Source organism: Bacteroides sp. B1-V-101 (assembly GCF_023656585.1).
GTDB lineage: Bacteria > Bacteroidota > Bacteroidia > Bacteroidales > Bacteroidaceae > Bacteroides > Bacteroides thetaiotaomicron.
On sequence record NZ_JAMOKH010000066.1, the window covers coordinates 1 to 18,876 of the forward strand.

Genomic DNA, 18,876 nt, shown 5'->3' on the forward strand with positions numbered 1-18,876 from the left:
TAAACCGGAGGCAGGAATAATAAATAATAAAGTAAACAGCTGCCAGGGTTAGTAATATTTCTAGTCAACACATAGCAGCTATTAGAGATAAACAAGTCAACCATTATTAGGGAAGTACACATTCTTATATTATCTTACCGACATCTTCATCGTTCCACCCGGGTGAACTGATCATTGCACCTGGGTAAACCGATCGTGTCACAGACGTAGACAGTTCGTTCTACCCGGGTGGAACGATGAAGATGTCCCTACGAAAAACTGATAACAATAAGTGAAAATCAAGCGATTATAGGGTTGCTTGGACGAAGAGAAACGGTAAATCAGACAATAATTGCCGCAGTTTATAATTATGTCCGTTATTTGTTTGTATTCTAATAATAATTAGAGTATATTTGTAAGAATGTATAACACAATGAAGTTAACTTGACTTCATCAACAAAACTATTATATGATGAAAAAAATCCTTTTCTTAATGGTGATCTGCGTAGCCACATCGCTTACTTCTATTTTACCGGCTTCGGCTCAGAATTCAGACCAGACCGACGAGTACAAAACTTTACTAAAAAAGATCATGACGCTTTCCAGCAGTTCGGCATCCTCTGAAGCTATAATGTCTCAATTGATGTCGAGTATGAAAAATGGGCCTTTCCAACAAGATGAGGCTTATTGGAAAGATTTTGCTTCAAAATGGACACGGAAGATTGAAGATAAAGTCATGGAAGTATATGCTCCTATTTACCAGCAACACATGACATTAGATGAACTGAAAAAAGTGGTTGCTTTTTATGAATCTCCTGCGGGTAGAAAACTTGGGGAGACTGCAACTGCCGTTGCAACTGAATCAATGCCGATGATACAACAACTGTCAATGGAAATGGTGCAGGAAATGCTGCCGAAGCTTCAGAAATCAAGAGAACTGGTAAGGGATGATGCTGCCGAACAGGCTAAAGCACGCGATCAAAAGTTATTTGATGCGGCTTATACAGCTCCTAAAGATAGCATAGAGATCGTTGTCGATAGAACCTATGAGCATGGCATGGGTACAATGCCTTTATTGCATTCTATTGAAAGAAGGAAAGATGATACTAAAGTTACGTTCCTGCAACCCATCTATTTCGACTGGCAATGGCTGTACTATAGCCCGGGATTTAAAATAGTAGATAAGAGAACCGGTGATGAATACATGGTGAGAGGATACGATGGTGGCGCACCTATGGATAAGTTGATGATTATTAAAGGTTGCAATCGTAAATACATATATGTCAGCCTGTTGTTCCCCAAATTGAAAAAGAACGTGAAGGAAATCGATATAATAGAGGCGCTGACTGATAAAGAGGAGTTGCCTTCCAATGACGACGGTAAAGCTAAGTCTTATTTTGATGTAAAAGTGGACGATTATTTGGTACTTTCCAGAGAAAACAAGAAAGTCTATTATTGATTGGACAGATTTATCTATCATTGAAAATGAATATAACTATAAAAAACACAATGGTTTGGATCATAACCATTGTGTTGATGTCTATTGATATATGTATAGTATTCATGGACCCTTTGGAACGGCAATATGATTTGACGCAAGTCGTAATAGCTTGGTATCTTGTAACGTTGCTGCTTGACTTCCTTTTTCGTCATAATAAAATTTATGGGGTGATAAGGAACATTATAGCCACAGTGCTTCTCTGTGTATTCTATTTTGTATTTCCTTAAATGTATAATAATATGAGATATGCAGTTGTTTTGATAATCAATATTATATTGGTGTTGGCAGGCTTCTTTTTACTTTTTGGTGATCCTTTGAATAAACAGCTTCCGACGAAAATGATAGCTATTTGGTTCATTGTTTTGGTGATATTAGATTATCCTCTCCGTCATAATAAAATATACAAAGAGATAAGAATATTGGTATACATTATTTTTCTAACTCTTCTATATTGGTTGTTTCCGACATAGGAAAATCATTGTTTTATTCATATTCATGCTCAAATAAAATAGCCTGTTAATGGATTTGTATAATGGGAATGTTTTATCTTTGCAGTGTTTAAAATAAGATACGATGAATAAAAGAGTAACAATACAATTCGCTGACTTTATAAAGAGTAGGTTGGCAGGTGGTTTGCTCTGTTGCCTTGTATTGTTGGCTGCTTATCTGTTTCAGATGTTTTTCCCAGGAATGTATGTTGATGCATTCTCGTCATCTTTTTATCTTTTTGCGTGGTTGATTCTCTTTGTGGGCGCACTCCTATGGACACTCCGTGAGAAAGGAACATCTGGATTACCCTCCGAGATAACTGATTGGCAATGCATTGCTGCCTTTTTGTTGATTGTTGGAGATCAGATTTATGTTATTATGCCTAAGGAGATTCACGTTGAGTTGGCTCCTGTACTATCTGCTTATACTTTACCTGTGCTGGTCATTGTCGGTTTGGCAATAGCAGGGATAGTTAAGTTGTCTATCTCATTCTATCGTTCATTGGAAATTGAACGGCAAAAAACAATTCTTCAAGAGAAACGGCTTCAAGAACTGCTGTCTTCTCCTCCACCTGTGCTGGAAGGTATTGTATTTGTACGCAGACTTTTAGAAAATCAATCTATATATCAATTGACTGCCTGTGAGTATCTTACGTTAATAGAAGGATGTCGTGCGATTGATCCTGACTTTTTTGTTTGGTTGAAAGAAAAGCAAATTGGCATGATTCCACGATATATTGTGTATTGTGTACTTATTAGGATGGGTAAAACTAAAGAAGATATGATGTCTATTTTCGGTATTAATGATGGTAACTACCGTGCTCTGAGATCTCGTGTACGAGGGCGTTTAGGTATTGAAGATGAGGATATGGAAACTTTCTTGAGGGAGTTGCATTAGTTATATATTTATTAATCCGATGAAAGAGTGAATTGCTGCTATAAATCCCCCCATAATGGCGTAGTAGAACCATACGCGTTTATTCGAATATTTGTCTTGCGGGAATGTGTCGATGGCTCCGATTATAAGCACAATCCATGCTAGAAGTTCAAAGAAAGTAATAAGAAAGTCCTGAAGCGAATAATTTATGTTACTAATAAAACGATCTAAGTAGCACATCGCTATACTGATGCACCACATTAAGTTGTACAGAATTATATATCGGATTATTTTCACACTTTATTTTTTATACAATTTTCATACCCTCTGTCCGCAATCCTTTTGTTTCTATCATATCTTGCAGCTGCCTGTGTTAAGCAACCAGATAGAACTGAACCTTTCTTACAGTTGGTGACAGCAGCATCATAATCAGCTTTTGCCTGCCTATATGCTGCTTGTTTTTGTTCTTCACAGCTACTAGTACTTCCTCCTTCTTCGCGTGTTTTCAGGGGTTTTACTTTTGTAAGTTCGTTGCTTTCTGCATATAGTATAAAGAGTTGTGTCCGTTCATCTGCGCTTAATCTTAGAAATCCTGTATGTTGAATCAGGTTTTCTTTAGCTTTTGCCAGTTGCTGTAGTTCATTTTCTAGATTGGCTTTCCTCATGAAGTCTTCCACGTAGTCATCATCATTCAGATTTTCCATAAGTTTGTCATATTCTTCTTCACTTAAAGTTGAAGTGTACTCATGAAACTTATCAGCTAAAAGCTCGGAGCTCATTTCGAATTCCCAAAACTCATCTGAACTGGCGATGGAATCAATAAGAGTGCTTCCATTATTTATCATTCTTGATGAAAGTGCACGTGTATTAGTTACCTCGTTTTTTTCTATTTCGTCAGAGTAATATCCGTCTGCGCTACAACTATAAATAAAAAAGGAAGCTACCAGTCCGCAGGCTAATGCCATTACATAATACAAGGTGTATTTTTTCTTTTTTGTGATCATATTCTGTTTTATTTAAATGTGTATGCAAAGTAACGAAAAATAGACTTATTCTGAGGATAATATTTATTCAAAAAAAGGATAATATTTGATTCGCGAGAGTTCTAACAGTCTTATCTATGTTACAAAATGAAGGAAAATAAGAGAACCAATAGCTGCTAGAAGTACTTCTACACAGGTATAATAGCTTTATAGATGTAACACTGATGGACGAGAATGAATATCTGCCGGATAATTTCCGGGCATATAAGGACAATTTTCGTTCATAAAGGATAATTCCCGGTCAAATGTGCCAATCAGACGGATTTGAGATGTTACAATGTGAGGGGAGAATTAGAAAATATCCTTGCTGTAACCCTCCTGTGGCGCATTCTTCATGCTATAGGGGTGTAACGCCTCCTTGTGCTATGGCAAAAGAATCTGTAAATTTGCAGAAAAATAACACGAAATCATTTATCTCTATTTTTCTGATAATTATGAAAATATTCACAAAGTTGGTATCTGTCTTTTTGCTCGTGGCAATTGGTAGTCTCTTTTTCTTTTCATGTGCTGAAAAAGAAAAATGCACTCCAATGGTTTCATTCCTTGAAACCGCTCTTCAGCAGGCAGGAGAGAACCGTGTGGAATTGGAAAAGGTCTTATCTCATTATAAAACTGATCCGGCAGATAGTTTGAAATATAAGGCCGCTTGTTTTTTGATAGAGAACATGCCTTATTACACCTATTATAAGGGCAAGCAGTTGGACCGATATCTTACTTACTATACTTTGCTACAGGAAACACGTGGATTGGGGATTTCTCCCCAAGTAGTGGCTGACTCTGTTTGTCACATGTATGGGGCATTGTATTTAGATTCTTTGCAATCCTATAGAGATATTGAAACTGTTGATTCTGCTTATTTATGTAATAATATTGAATGGTCATTTAAGGTGTGGCAGGAACAACCATGGGGGAAACATGTTTCGTTTGCAGATTTTTGTGAATATCTTCTTCCTTATCGTATTGGTGACGAGACCTTGACTAGCTGGCGTGAATCTATTTATCAGAAGTATAATCCCTTGCTCGATTCTTTACGTGCATCCGGAGTACTTGATAAAGAAGACCCGATTGTGGCAGCCCGTTGTTTGCTCGATTCAATTCGTAAAGGAGGAGCGGTATTTACTACTGCCGTTCCTGCCAACCTTCCCCATGTAGGACCGGAAGTTGTACAACAGAGAGCCGGTAGTTGTCGTGAACTTACGGATTTTGTTATTTATGTCTGCCGTGCGTTGGGCATTCCGTGTGCCATAGATTTTATGCCGATTCGGGGGGATGAGAATGACAGTCATCAATGGGTAGCATTTTCAGATAAGTATGGCATACTTTATTATCATGAATTTCCTAACGGTGTGAGTGAAGTACGGAAAGACGCAATGTGTGGAATGCCCAAGATAAAGGTTTATCGCAATACCTTTAGTCTGAATCGTTCCATGCAGGAGGAAATGTTGAAATTGGATACGGCTATTGTTCCTCTTTTCAAAGATCCTCATATTGTTGATATAACTTTCCCTTATACAAAAGATTTTAAGAAAGAACTTCAAATACCGGAGACTGCTCTTTATAAAGGTAAACCACGTTCACGAATAGCTTATCTATGCGCCAGCAAACGAATGGATTGGGAGCCTGTTGCATGGACAGAGTTCGATGGTAAAAACATTGTCTTTACGGATATACAAAAAGGACCCGTCATGCGGGTTGCTACTTACGAACGAGGACGACTTCGTTTTTGGACCGATCCTTTTGAAATCAATGTTTCCAATGAGTTTCATTTCTTCACTCCTTCGGATAGTGTACAGGATGTTACTTTGTTCGCAAAATATACTTTGCGGGCAGATGAGATGTTTTTGAATCGTATGATAGGCGGAACATTTGAAGGAAGCAATGAACCTGATTTTCGTGAAAAAGAAGTCTTGTACTTGATAAACGAGAAACCGAAAAGATTACAAACTGTTGTTCAATCGTATTCTTCAAAGCCGTATCGCTATGTTAGATATGTAGGTCCAAAAGATTCACACTGTAATATTGCGGAGGCGGCTTTTTATACTCCTAATGATACAACCCTTTTAAAGGGTAAAGTAATAGGTACTCCCGGATGTTTTCAAAAAGATGGTTCGCATGAATATACAAATGTATTTGATGGAGATGTTACAACTTCTTTTGATTATATCGAACCTTCCGGTGGTTGGTCAGGACTTGATCTTGGTACTCCTAAGCAGATAGGAAGAATTGTTTATACACCTCGGAGTTATGATAATTATATTCGTTCGGGTGATGAATACGAACTGTTTTACTGTGTAAATAAAACAGGATGGTTCTCTTTAGGTATACAGTTATCTGGTTCGGATTCACTAGTCTATAGAAAAGTACCTGCTAATGTTATGTTCTTATTGAAAAATTATTCTCGGGGAAGACAAGAGCGAATATTTGTTTATGAGGATGGAAAACAGAGATGGAAATAAGTAGTTTTTTGTGAGATTTAGGGATTTGCAGATTATGCTATGACATGTTTTAAATATTTTAAATTATATCTCAGAGAAAATTAAGAAAAATACATCTGTTGCTATCTTTGAGAAAATGCTGGAATGAAAGATTGATTAAATATAATTAGATTATTATGAAAAAGTGGAAATTATTCTTTACTATGGCTATCTCAGCCTTTTTAATTGGCATGTCTGTGTGTAGTTGTCAGATGAATGATGATGACGGTTACTATCAAGAGGCGGCAGTAGATGTGACCCCAGCTGACCTCTTTATTGCTTCGGAAGCCTATCAGAATCTAGAAAAAGAAATTAGAAAGGATATTAGGCGGAGGCAAAATGCAATCGAAAAGTTATCCCGGGAAGAAAAAGAGATGTATCAACAACTCATGGAGCAATTGTTAAATCCGGAAACTCGTATGGATGCGCGGGAGCAACTAAATAGTCTGTTGGGATATGACGAGCAAATTGAACGTAATCGAATTTTGGTTATGGCACGAAAGGTCTACGAAGGGGTCAATGTTTCTCAATTAGAACTATTAAGGGCTTGGCAAAGACGCCAAATGCAGCAAGTTGTAATTAGTACACGCGCTAAAGATCCTGAAGCACTTGAGGAATGTAATAAAAAGTGTACTCAGAACATGGAACGAGAAGTAAATGAATGTTATGCAGAGCTCAATTATTGTCTTGAAAGTGTACCTGCAGATGAAAAATTATATCAAAGTGGACCTCAATATGATGCTTGTATTAATAACCTTAACTACAGTTTGGATTTTTGTTACTTTGTATTTATAACGTGTAAAGATAGCTGTAAGTTCTCTCATGGTGGATAATTGTATCGATACAAGATTACAAAAGGTTAAAAAAGAATATATTTAAAATGAAATATAAAAGTGTATTGCTAATTGCTGTATTTGTTTGTATTGCTCAGTTATTTTATGGGCAAGAAAGGTACACAATCAGGGGTGAATTTCCAGATCATTCTTTAGATAATGAATATGTTTTGCTATATGACCGATCAGCTCTTCAGGGTGAATCTGAACGTTTGAAGGAAGCATTCATTGACAGTATATTAGTGGTTGATAAAGTGTTCCATTATGAAGGTACGATTGATCGAAAGCCTTTTTTAGCATCAATTTATTGTAGTAAGGGGAGGCATCTTAAATATAGTACGACTTTCATCATAGAACCAGGGAATGTTCGGATTCGCATTACTGACTGGGAGAATGAAGGGGATGTATTAGGCACCCCTATAAATGATGATTATAACACGTATATAATCGAACGTGGAAAACAAATAGGCGGAAGGCGTTCTTTGAAAACAGGACGAGGTGAAATAAAAAAAAGTGGTACTTATACGAGAGATGATAAACACGTATCTTTCCAAGATGCGTACAAACACACTGAAGAAGGCAGACTTAGATTTCTAGAAAAATATGCCCAATATCCGGATGTTGTTCGATACTGGCTGGCTTTGTATATAGATCCTACTACTGATTCGGCGGCAAGAGAGTCTAATTTATCACAATTATTGCATATTGTAGATTTAATGCCTAAGGCAGATCGAGACATTCTTTTGGCTTGGAGAGAATACAGAATTAAGTTGAAGGAATATCGAGAAAAGGCCAAAATTCTGAGAGATAGCTTGAATGCTAATGAACCTCGTTTCATTGAAACTATGTCAAATAGCTCATCAATAACAACGAAAAATGAATAAAATTATAGGTTTTATTATCATTCCAATAGTGTGCCTATCATGCAAACAAGATAGGAAGGCGGAGGTGTCTCTGTCTTCCTATGTATACGATTTTGGAATGATTAGCCCGGATAGTATTTACTGCGACAGCATTATATTGACGAATGTGGGCGATGCCAAACTTGATATTGGTGAGATAGAAACTGGATGTGGGTGTACATACGCTTCGATAGACAAGTATGAATTGAATCCTAAGGAATCTTGTGCACTTCACTTTTCTTTTAACCCGAAAGGGAAGGGGACAGGACCAAAAGAAGAATTAATCATAATCAATGCGAATACGGACTCTCTCTTCTATTTTTTGCAAATCAAGGCAACTATTCGGTGACGGTACCGTGCCTTTTGCTTTTTTAGTTATTACCACCCTATTCTTATCGGCAGATTGGTTTATGGATAGGTATATATTGCCTAAGAACATGGGATTTATTTTTGGTGTAGTGCTATGGGGAGGAGTTTATCTGACGAATAGGAAGTTAAAAACTCATCTTATGATAGATCTTTTGTCCGTATCTCTCACAGCTTTTATGGGATGCCTTTTTGTTCGTAGTCTTTTTACTCCTCAATATATTCAGTGTGTATACATTGGGACTGCATGGATTCTTTTTGTGTTGCTTCGCAATAGAGAGGCTTCCACAGAGGTATTTAGTCTTATTATTTCTGTTGTTGGAGTATTTCAAGCGCTGTATGGGCTGTTACAATACACAGGATATATGGAAACTCAATCTTATTTTTCTATTCTCGGTGCTTTTGATAATCCTGCTGGATTTGCCGTGAGCATATCTCTTTGTTATCCATTTCTCTTGCATCAGTCAGCTCTTGGACAAAGAAGAAAAATAAAGTTGTTTGCTTGTGTCTTTTTGGGTATAGTGGCTGTTTTATCAGGTTCTAGAGCAGGCATACTTTCATTGTTCATTGTAACGTTTCTTTTTTATATGGCTCGTCATAAAGAAATGATTATCAGGTGGAGAATCTTGTTTATTGGTGGTGGAACATTGATTCTGGCAGGCTTATTCATCGGTTTGATTTATATAAAACCCGCCTCCGCATCGGGACGTATGTTGATTTGGAAAGTATCGGCCAAATTGTGTAGTGAACATATTCTTTGGGGGAATGGAGTAGATTCTTTTAAAGCGGATTATATGTCGGCACAAGCTAACTATCTTTCTTCCTCTCAGGCCAGTGATGCAGAATTGCAGCTGGCAGGAGATACAAACCATCCATTCAATGAATATCTGTTGGTACTGATAGAAATGGGAATTCTAGGAGTCGTTTTATTGCTATTTTTGTTATTCACCATCTTTCGGTGCAAAATGCGCTTCGATTCTCCTGAATTATTGGCTCTTGTTGCTATCGCTCTTTTTTCCTGTTTTTCCTATCCATTCAAATATGCTTTCGTTTGGTTTATGTCCATATATTGTTTGTCGTCGTTGGCTAAAAATATGCTTGTGTTGCGAAAAGTAGATATCCCTTCTATATTATTCTTTCTTCTCTTTTCTGGTGCTTTATGTGTAGTGTGCGTCTTTGCTATTCGAACAATGGTGTTTGAGCGCAAATGGAAACAAGTAGCTCCTGCATTGGAAGAAGATGTGGGATTGTTAGATAAAGAATTATCCATCTATGCTCAACTGGACAGCACTTGGAATGGCAATCCATATTTCTTATATAATTATGGAGCGGAATTGAATAGAAATGAGTTGTATGAAAAAAGTGTCGACATATTTTTGCGTTGTGAATCGTATAGCAATACATACAACTTGCAAATGCAATTGGCAGACAACTATTATCACTTGGAATGTTGGGCAGAGGCTGAATCTCGATATCAAAAGGCATTGGCTATGTGTCCTAGTCGGTTTCTTCCGTTACAAGGTTTGTTAAGACTGTATGTAAAGTGGGGCGATCTTCTTTGTGCAGAGCAAATTGCCTTAGAGATTCTTGATAAACCAGTAAAGGTGCCATCTTACACCGTTGCTATCATACAGGAAGAGGCAAAAACTCATTTGCATAAAAATCCATTTATTAATAGTAAAAATATGAAATAGCTCACTTTGGTTCAAAATTAGAATTTAGTTTAACTCCATATTTCTTTAAAAAAACATGATATGAAAAAAAAGATTTTTATTTTATTTTTATTTCTTCCTGTAATTTGTTTTGCTCAAAAAGTAACTTATGGCGATAATAGTGTTCGTATCGAAGGTAAAACCTTCTTATACTTTGATGCTGAAGGGAATCCTATCACAGACCAGGCTCATAGGGATTCTCTAGAAACTCATAAATATGTCATTTCTATTAAAGGAACAGATGAAATACCAGAAATCCATCTAGTTTATAAACACCCTAAACTTGAAACTTTGATAGGTGAAACTCTTCCTAAAGTTGATTTAAGTGATATTAGCGGAAAGTCGGTTGACTTTGATGAATCCGAGTATACAGTTATATGTTTTTGGAACAGGCATTGTAGTATTTGCATTCGGGAACTTATTGTTCTCAATATACTTGCTGAAGATTATCCGAATGTTCAGTTTGTCGGGTTAACTCCTGACTCTCCTGAAGAAGTACAGAAGTTGATGAAAAAACTGAATTTAGAGTGGGAGGATATAAGAATTGTTCCTAATTATAAATGGGAGTTTACTGATATACTAAAGATTTATATGTATCCTTCTAATATTATAGTTGATAAAAATATGATAGTAAAAGCGGTAAATGTTGGAGGAAACACTCGTAAATTATTAAGAACATTAGAGCAATTATCTGGCGAGGAATAAATATTCGACGTTAATGCGTGTTGTGTTTGCACGTATTTTATGTGATTTCGAATATGTTACATATATACTTTTATGGCAAGGCTGAGAGACTATATAGGACTATTAATATTTAGTATTTTATGCGTGAGTGCATTGTTTATGCAGTCTCATTCTTTTACTGATTCATATATTGTACCGAAGTGGTTAATTACTTTGTTTGTATTTGGAGGATTTGTATTGTACTGTACTATTGCGATATGGTTTACTAATTCAATAAAGGTAAATATGTTTTTGGTAGGAATAGTTCTTATTGCAATTTGTTTCTTGCAAGCTGTGTTGGGACTACTACAGTATTTTACCGTATGTTATTCTCCTTCAATCTATAAAATTACTGGTAGTTTTGATAATCCGGCTGGTTTTTCTGCGTGTTTATGTATAGGGTTACCTTTTATCGCTTTTCTCTTGTTGAAAGATAATAAAAGATATATTCATCTTATAGGATGGATAATGGGGATTATTATAATAGTTGCAATTATTTTGTCGTATTCAAGAGCTGGTATCATTAGTTTGGCAACGATTAGCACTATATTCCTATATCAGAGGCTTGATCATAAACGTATGTTGAGATTCTTTTTATTAGCTGGCTTAGTCGCTTTAATCTTAGGTTGTTATTGGATGAAAAAGGACTCAGCCGACGGTAGATTGCTTATTTGGCAATCTTGCATAAATATGGTAAAAGATTCTCCTTGGATGGGACATGGATTAGGTAGTTTTGAAGCTCATTATATGGATTATCAAGCTGAATATTTTAGAATATACGGGCAACAGAACCGTTATGCTATGCTAGCCGATAATGTGAAGCATCCTTTCAATGAGTATATGGGAATACTCTTAAATTTCGGGATTATCGGTTTGTTGATATTGTGTGCATTTATTTTTCTACTGATTTATTGTTATAAACTAAACTCCACTATTGAAAAGAAAATAGCACTTTATACATTAATTTCAATAGGAATATTTTCGCTATTCTCTTATCCATTTACTTATCCTTTTACGTGGATTATAACATTTTTATCCGTCTTGATAATTATTAGGGAACCTATAGAAGTCTTTTTTACGGTGTCTTGGAGGAAAAATATTGCATGTGCTTTTGCTATAGTTTGCTCAATGATTGGCATTTATAAATTGGTTGAACGTACACAAGCAGAATTAGAGTGGGGACGAATCTCCAAACTAACGTTCTCCGATTCTTATAATGAAGCACTTCCCGTATATGAAGAATTGGAGAAAGTACTTGTAGATGATCCTTATTTCCTTTACAACTATGCAGCTGTCCTATTAGAAAAAAAACAATATAATAAGAGTTTGGAGATCGCTTTACAATGTCGTAAGTATTGGGCAGATTATGATTTAGAATTGCTAATTGGAGAAAGTTATCAGCAGCTTAATAACTTTGATATGGCAGAAAAATATTATAATAGTGCATCTATGATGTGCCCTTCGCGCTTTCTTCCTCTTTATAAATTGTTCTATCTATATAAAAGCAACAATAAAATAGAAAAAGTGCTTGATGTGGCAGATCTGATTATCAATAAACCAATGAAAATTAAGACATCTTCTATTTTGATGATGAAGAAAAATGTAAAGAATGCAATAGTACATATTAAACGTGGTGAATATACGGTAGATCCTTAATTGGTCAATAATGAGGCGGATTAATGAAGTGCTGATAGTAGGCTACATTTATAACGTTAATAGATTATGAGTAATTATTTTAAGATGTTGGTTTTTGTGGTGATAATTTGCTTCTTTCTAGGTTGTAGTAAGAATGCAGAATTGTCATTAACTCAATTATTAGATAGGACTATTAGTCAAGAAATGCCGACTTTATTGTTTCTTTCTGACACTTCTTCATTTAGGTATAGAAGAGTAAAAGAAATGCTTGATAATAAAGAGGCAAGAGATATACTGAAACAGTTTCGCTTTTTGGAGATAAATGTTTCAGAATATCAATATTTTAATCAACTATTATACTCTTTTGCTACCAATTACTTTATTATAATGGATAATAGAAATATAGTATCTATTGTGCCATATTCATTATCGAATGATTCTATATTAGATAGAATTTGTAACTATAAGAATCATCCATTAAAAGATTGTATAAAAGATATATCTTTATTAGATGGTGACGAACAGTTAATTAGTTCTACCATTAATCAGATATTTATGGTACAGTATCTACATACAAAACATTTGATCTCTGATAAAGAATATACGGATTCTTTATACAGCTCTATAAAGGTACTTCCATATTTCTATAATCAATATTTGTTATGTAAAATGGATAGTTTTGGTGAAACCAATTATGCTTGGCTTGATAGCTTGAATATATGGGAAAGAAAATTGTACGATTTACCAATGAAAGAATTAATGTTGAGAAGATTTAATGTGGATTCTTGTGCAAAGTCTAATATTAAATTTGAAAATGAAGTTGCTAATTTGGGGAAGATTAATTTAAATGAATCAATTGAACATATATTTTATTTCTCTAATATCTCCAATGCACCATCTGTTATTTATAACGTGGAAGCAACATGTGGTTGTATGGTGGTAAGTTGGCCACATGCTCCAATATTACCCGGAGAAAAAGATTCCATAAATGTAGTTTTTAAAGGTTTGTCTATTGGATATTTTAATAAAAATATTTGGGTTAATACAAATTCGTCAAAAAAAAGATTAGTTCTTAAAATCTGTGGAGAAGTAAATGAAGAAAAGAAAGTATCATTATAATTTTTATGTTTAACATTTTAATCAATTGTAGTTATGAAAACTTTTTTTGTTATTATTGGGGCATTATTTGCCTGTATTATTTTCAATTCGTGTGGAAGTGAGGATGTCTTTCCGGAAAAAATGCAAATGGATGGAATGTCTGAATTTGAATCTAATTCAGAAGAAGTGGTTAATTCAGAAGTAGCTTTAAAAGAACAACTTGTTGATGTGCTTCCCAAAATTATGACTCTTACAGAATCACCTACGACTAGAGGCTCTGAGAGTAATATCAACGAGGAGCAAATCAAACAAGAATTGGCTGCTTTATCAACTCCGATTGTTAATATGCTAAAATCCCATGGATTTACTGATAAGGATTGGGAAGAATTTGAAGGAACAGATGATCCTGCATTTATTTTGTCTGGAATAGTTTTTTTAGGAATGCTTGAATCTAATGCAAATTCTATTTCTGCTGTAAAAACTAGAACCGAGTCTGAAAGTTGCTTCGATCCGTATAAGGTATTAGATTGCATATTGCAGGCTACAGGTGTAACGACCGTTATGGACGCATTTTTAGGAAAGTGTGTAACGAAAGCAATAGCATATGGGTTATGTAAAGAAGCTTTAAAAAAGGTGGTAGGCCCAATAGCAGTAGCTATCGCATTAGGGGATTTTGCTCATTGTATGGGATGGCTAGACTTTTCTTTTTAATAACCCGTTAGTAGCCTTCGGTTTTGCAATAGATTAGAAATAGTAAAGGCCCTATTGGTAGATTTTAATATTCACTAATTTAGCTCTGCCAATGGGGCTTTAATAACATTGAAGTACAAGTTTGTTGTAAATAAAAGAATTATATATGAAGTCTAAAAGTGATATTTGTTTTGATTTGGCTTATTTAATTGGTATTGTTTATCTAGGATTGTGTTTATTTAACGGTGAAAATGTATTCACTCACCTTTATTGGACGAGGTTAGGGATCCTTATTCTTATGGGGATATGTGCAATTTTAGATATCGTTTCATTTATAAATAAAGTATTTATAAGAAAAGTGAAACCTACTACTATTTCTTATATTAGAATGGCAGAAAGAATTGCCTGTATCATATTATTGGTATTGTGTGGCTTGCAATGATTTATAGGATAATGGATAAATGTATTATAGATATGACAAAATATCTTATTAGTTGTTTTTTTGTTGTACTATTGGCAGCTTGCAAAAGTACTCCTTACTCTGATGAAACTACTAAAAGTGACCTTCGTGCGCCTGCTTATCCGTTATTAACTTTGCATCCGCATGTGAAACTTTGGTCTATGACGGATGAACTGAACAAACAGAATATGACTTTTGGCGGCAGCACACAACTTCCTTTTGTTGGCTTCTTACGGGTAGACGGTGCTATGTATCGTTTTATGGGTAGTAAAGAACTGCCGATGCAAGCTATCGCTCCGATGGCGCTTGACCATGAAAAGTGGGAAGGAAAGTTCACTTCATTAGTTCCTGATGAAGGATGGGAGCAACCGGATTTTGATGACAAGTACTGGCAATTGTCAGAAGGGGCATTTGGCACGCCTGGCATGTGGGAAGCAAGAACACAATGGACTTCTTCTAATATTTGGGTACGAAGAGAGGTTGAAGTTGATCCGTATCTTCTGGAGCATAAAAAGATTTATTTGCGCTATTCTCATGACGATGTATTTCAATTGTACATCAATGGGAAGCAATTGGTGAATACCGGATATGACTGGGGAGCAAACTTTAAAGTGGAAGTCCCGGACTCAATTCTGCAAACAATGAAAAGTGGAAAAGCGTTGATTGCCGCTCATTGTGAGAATCGTGTGGGAGGAGGATTGGTAGACTTCGGACTCTTTGCCGAGGAACCGACTATGCCGGTGGAAAAGGTAGCCCCCATCTCTTATGAAAAAGAGTGGACGGGAAGATATACTATGGAGCAACCTCAGGAAAATTGGGAAGCCAAAGAGTTTGACGATACAACATGGACAGAAGGACAGGCGGCCTTCGGCACGGATGATCAGCGAAATGTGCATACTCCCTGGTTCTCACCTAATATATGGGTGAGGCGCGAACTGACATTCGACCCGGCATTGGCGAAAAACAAGCAACTGTATTTACGCTATTCCCATGATGATGTATTTCAATTGTATGTGAATGGAATGCAACTGGTCAGCACGGGATATGAGTGGAAAAGTGATCTCAGAGTAAATATCCCGGATTCTATTGCAGAAACTATGAAAGATGGGAAAGCCGTGATTGCCGCTCATTGTGAGAATCGTATGGGAGGTGCATTGGTTGACTTCGGACTATATGCAGAATTGAGGGAAGCTGAACAAACGTCTGTCGATGTGCAAGCAACCCAAACACATTATACCTTCGAATGTGGAGATGTAGAACTGAAACTTAGCTTTACCGCTCCTTATCTGTTGGACGATCTGGAGACACTTGCCCGTCCGGTCAATTATATCTCTTATCAGGCTAAAGCATTGGATGGCAAAGAACATGATGTTGCTGTTTATTTTGAAATAGACCCGCACAAGGCATTTCGTGCCGGACAATCTACACAAATATATGAAAAGGATGGACTGGCTCTGATGAAGACCGGACAGGAAAATCAGAAATTATGGGTGGATAAAGAGAAAGATGGACGGTCATGGGGATATTTCTATCTGGGAACAAAGGATGACGTGACCTGTGCACAGGGGGATGCAGCCGAAATGAGGGCATACTTTATGAAAGAGGGAGATCTGAAACAAATGAGAAAGTCTGCCGAGAAACGCTATGCTGCATTTGCACAGAAGCTGGATATGAACAGCGATTTCCCGCAACATCTCACTGCAGCCTTTGACGGACTGTATACAATGGCTTATTTCGGCGAGGACTTAAGACCTTATTGGAATAAAGACGGAAAATCAAGCATAGAAGATTTGTATGCAGATGCAGAGAAAGATTATAAAGAAGTGATGGCAAAATGTTATGCTTTTGACCGTCAATTGATGGCGGATGCTTACCTTGCCGGAGGAAAAGAATATGCTGAACTCTGTGCTTTGGCTTATCGTCAGTCTGTATCCGCTTTCCAGATGTCTGAAGATTCGGATGGAGAATTGCTTTATTTTACTCCGCAGGTAGGTCCGGTGGATGAATATTATCCGGCTTCACCGCTATATCTTCGCTACAATCCCGATTTGGTAAAAGCGATGCTTAATCCGTTCTTTTATTATAGTGAAAGCGGGAAATGGGGAAAGCCATTTCCTCCGCATGATTTAGGAGGATATCCTATCGTAAACGGGCAGACGATAGGTGGTGATATGCCTGTAGAAGAAGCAGGAAACGGATTGATAATGACTGCTGCTATTGCTAAAATGGAAAAGAATGCTTCGTATGCAGAAAAGCATTGGAAGACATTGACTCAATGGGCTGAGTATTTATTGGAAAACGGCACGGATACCGGTGATCAGCTTACTACAGATAATTTTGCAGGAGACTGTCCTCATCATGCTAATTTATCCGCCAAAGGTATTCTGGGTATTGCAGCATATGCACGTCTGGCAGAAATGCTGAATAAGAAAGAAGAAGCTAAGAAGTATATGAACGTTGCCGGTGAGATGGCTAAAGAATGGGAAATGGCTGCTTATGCGGGTGACCATTACCGACTGGCTTTTGACCAACCGGATAGTTGGGGGATGAAGTATAATCTGGTGTGGGACAGGCTGCTTGGCTTGAATCTTTTCCCGGAGAGAGTTATTCAGAAAGAGACGGATTTCTATCTTACTAAGATGAATGAGTTTGGATGTCCGTTGGATAGCAGACATAGTTATACGAAAGTGGATTGGACAGTATGGACTGCTTCGTTGAGTGCTGACCGTATGCAATTCCGTAAGCTTATGTTGCCGCTTCATAAGTTTATGAATGAGACTACAGATCGCACACCAATGGCTGATTTGATAAATACGGATGGGAAAACTATAGTAGGATTTACGGGGCGTACTGTAGTAGGTGCCTATTTTATCAGGTTGTTGGAAAAGGAATAATTAGAATCTTAATGTCTTTTAGAAGGTATATTCGGAGCAATATGATATAGTTGATTTATTATTTTAAATAAAAACATTATGAATATGAAAGGTTTATTTTATTTAGTTGTTACTATGGTAGTAATAATTGCATGTACAAATGAAGAGTTTGATGCTAATTCAGAAGTTAAGAAGGAAGAAGTTAAAACAAAGATTGCATCATTAGCTGAAAAATATGATGTAAACGTCGATTTCTTTGAGATTAATCCTTCAGAAAAAACTGAAAATGAGATGTCATTAGAAGAAATTGAAGAATTGTTTCGTGATATAAAACAACTTAGAGAACACCCTGTTGAATTAAAGATGTATAAGGATAAAGAAGAAAATGGCTGTATGTTTTATTCTACTAAAGAGCAGAAACCTAGTGTGCCGCTTGCTAAAACACGTAGTGAAATTTATTCATTCAGTGATTGGATTTGGAATCTTACATGGTTTAGTGTAACTTTGATCGAAGATAACAAAAATGTAACAGTAATGACAGATATAACAGGATTATCAGTTTATACGTATTCTCAATCTTATGCGAGTGGCTATGTATCAGGAAATGCTATATCATTTAATAGTACGGGGAAAATTAAGGCAACTATAACTCAGGTTGTTGGCTTTAACCTTTCTTATGTTATTAATTCTTCAGGGACATACGATAAGAGTGCGGGAAAGGGAAGTGTTACAGTTTCTGCATATTAATGATTATTGAGAATAAAAATTATGATTATGCCTCCAATGTTTTTTGAAATTGTTTATGTTCTGATTTTGTTGATTGGGATATTGGTCGTGTTGAAAAGTCATCAACTTACTAAACCATATAAATATTTATGGGTCATTTTGGTTTTGTTATTTAATCTGTTAGGCATAATTGCCTTTTTGATATGGAAACAGTATCTTAACAAAATGAGCAATAGTGGATCGCATGGAAATGTCTGATTTGATATATAATATGAATCGGGTAAACTTTTTTCTCTATGCTCTTTGTAAATCCGGGATGGATTGAATAGACCATTGAAACTGGTTGTTTTTCTTTGATTTAGCCACCGTTATTATGTAAGCCCCCGATAAAGTACCCGTATAAAAAAGAATCGCTATAGCAAATCGAACAAAGCTATAGTGATTCTGTATTTATATTCTTGTTTTTCGTTAGAGTATTATTAGAGTTCTTTGGAGT

15 protein-coding genes are annotated in these 18,876 nt (G+C 36.2%); 14 read left to right on the forward strand and 1 reads right to left on the reverse strand.

The features are described 5' to 3' along the window. The first annotated feature begins 448 nt into the window (after positions 1–448). Both NBH01_RS25820 and NBH01_RS25825 read left to right on the forward strand, forming a co-directional pair. Entirely contained in the window at positions 449–1,438 is a 990-nt protein-coding gene (locus tag NBH01_RS25820; RefSeq protein ID WP_502801507.1) for a DUF2059 domain-containing protein, read from the forward strand. Positions 1,439–2,053: 615 nt separating this feature from the next. Next, complete coding sequence (locus tag NBH01_RS25825; RefSeq protein ID WP_225679916.1) at positions 2,054–2,866, forward strand: hypothetical protein; 813 nt, start codon at positions 2,054–2,056, stop codon at positions 2,864–2,866. 272 nt (positions 2,867–3,138) lie between these two features. Here NBH01_RS25825 and NBH01_RS25830 read toward each other — a convergent pair whose 3' ends face one another. Further along, positions 3,139–3,849 carry a hypothetical protein gene (locus tag NBH01_RS25830; RefSeq protein ID WP_225679918.1) on the reverse strand — a complete coding sequence of 237 codons (711 nt, stop codon included), beginning with the start codon at positions 3,847–3,849 and terminating at the stop codon, positions 3,139–3,141. 473 nt (positions 3,850–4,322) lie between these two features. On the opposite strand from NBH01_RS25830, the gene NBH01_RS25835 reads away from it, so the two are divergent. The 12 genes from NBH01_RS25835 to NBH01_RS25890 all read left to right on the forward strand — a co-directional run bounded on the left by NBH01_RS25835 (position 4,323) and on the right by NBH01_RS25890 (position 18,401). Beyond that, on the forward strand, positions 4,323–6,344 hold the full coding sequence (locus NBH01_RS25835) for a transglutaminase domain-containing protein (protein ID WP_225679920.1): 2,022 nt from the start codon (positions 4,323–4,325) through the stop codon (positions 6,342–6,344). A 155-nt stretch (positions 6,345–6,499) separates the two neighbouring features. Next, positions 6,500–7,195 carry a hypothetical protein gene (locus NBH01_RS25840; RefSeq protein WP_070750010.1) on the forward strand — a complete coding sequence of 232 codons (696 nt, stop codon included), beginning with the start codon at positions 6,500–6,502 and terminating at the stop codon, positions 7,193–7,195. A gap of 47 nt (positions 7,196–7,242) precedes the next feature. Beyond that, entirely contained in the window at positions 7,243–8,079 is an 837-nt protein-coding gene (locus tag NBH01_RS25845) for a DUF4369 domain-containing protein (protein WP_070750011.1), read from the forward strand. A gap of 97 nt (positions 8,080–8,176) precedes the next feature. Beyond that, positions 8,177–8,446: a DUF1573 domain-containing protein gene (locus NBH01_RS25850; RefSeq protein WP_229098148.1), complete on the forward strand. Its 270-nt coding sequence runs from the start codon at positions 8,177–8,179 to the stop codon at positions 8,444–8,446. Between the two features lie 160 nt (positions 8,447–8,606). Further along, entirely contained in the window at positions 8,607–10,157 is a 1,551-nt protein-coding gene (locus NBH01_RS25855) for an O-antigen ligase family protein (RefSeq protein WP_225679922.1), read from the forward strand. A gap of 60 nt (positions 10,158–10,217) precedes the next feature. Then, complete coding sequence (locus NBH01_RS25860) at positions 10,218–10,880, forward strand: TlpA family protein disulfide reductase (protein ID WP_070750014.1); 663 nt, start codon at positions 10,218–10,220, stop codon at positions 10,878–10,880. Between the two features lie 72 nt (positions 10,881–10,952). After that, positions 10,953–12,554: an O-antigen ligase family protein gene (locus NBH01_RS25865; protein WP_070750015.1), complete on the forward strand. Its 1,602-nt coding sequence runs from the start codon at positions 10,953–10,955 to the stop codon at positions 12,552–12,554. 66 nt (positions 12,555–12,620) lie between these two features. Then, positions 12,621–13,652: a DUF1573 domain-containing protein gene (locus NBH01_RS25870; protein ID WP_081342032.1), complete on the forward strand. Its 1,032-nt coding sequence runs from the start codon at positions 12,621–12,623 to the stop codon at positions 13,650–13,652. Between the two features lie 33 nt (positions 13,653–13,685). After that, entirely contained in the window at positions 13,686–14,342 is a 657-nt protein-coding gene (locus NBH01_RS25875) for a hypothetical protein (RefSeq protein ID WP_103878149.1), read from the forward strand. Between the two features lie 145 nt (positions 14,343–14,487). Further along, a complete protein-coding gene (locus NBH01_RS25880) occupies positions 14,488–14,763 on the forward strand; it encodes a hypothetical protein (protein ID WP_070750696.1) in 276 nt (91 codons plus the stop codon). Between the two features lie 32 nt (positions 14,764–14,795). Next, positions 14,796–17,675 carry a glutaminase family protein gene (locus NBH01_RS25885; protein WP_070750700.1) on the forward strand — a complete coding sequence of 960 codons (2,880 nt, stop codon included), beginning with the start codon at positions 14,796–14,798 and terminating at the stop codon, positions 17,673–17,675. 84 nt (positions 17,676–17,759) lie between these two features. After that, complete coding sequence (locus NBH01_RS25890; protein ID WP_022472132.1) at positions 17,760–18,401, forward strand: hypothetical protein; 642 nt, start codon at positions 17,760–17,762, stop codon at positions 18,399–18,401. Positions 18,402–18,876 lie beyond the last annotated feature (475 nt).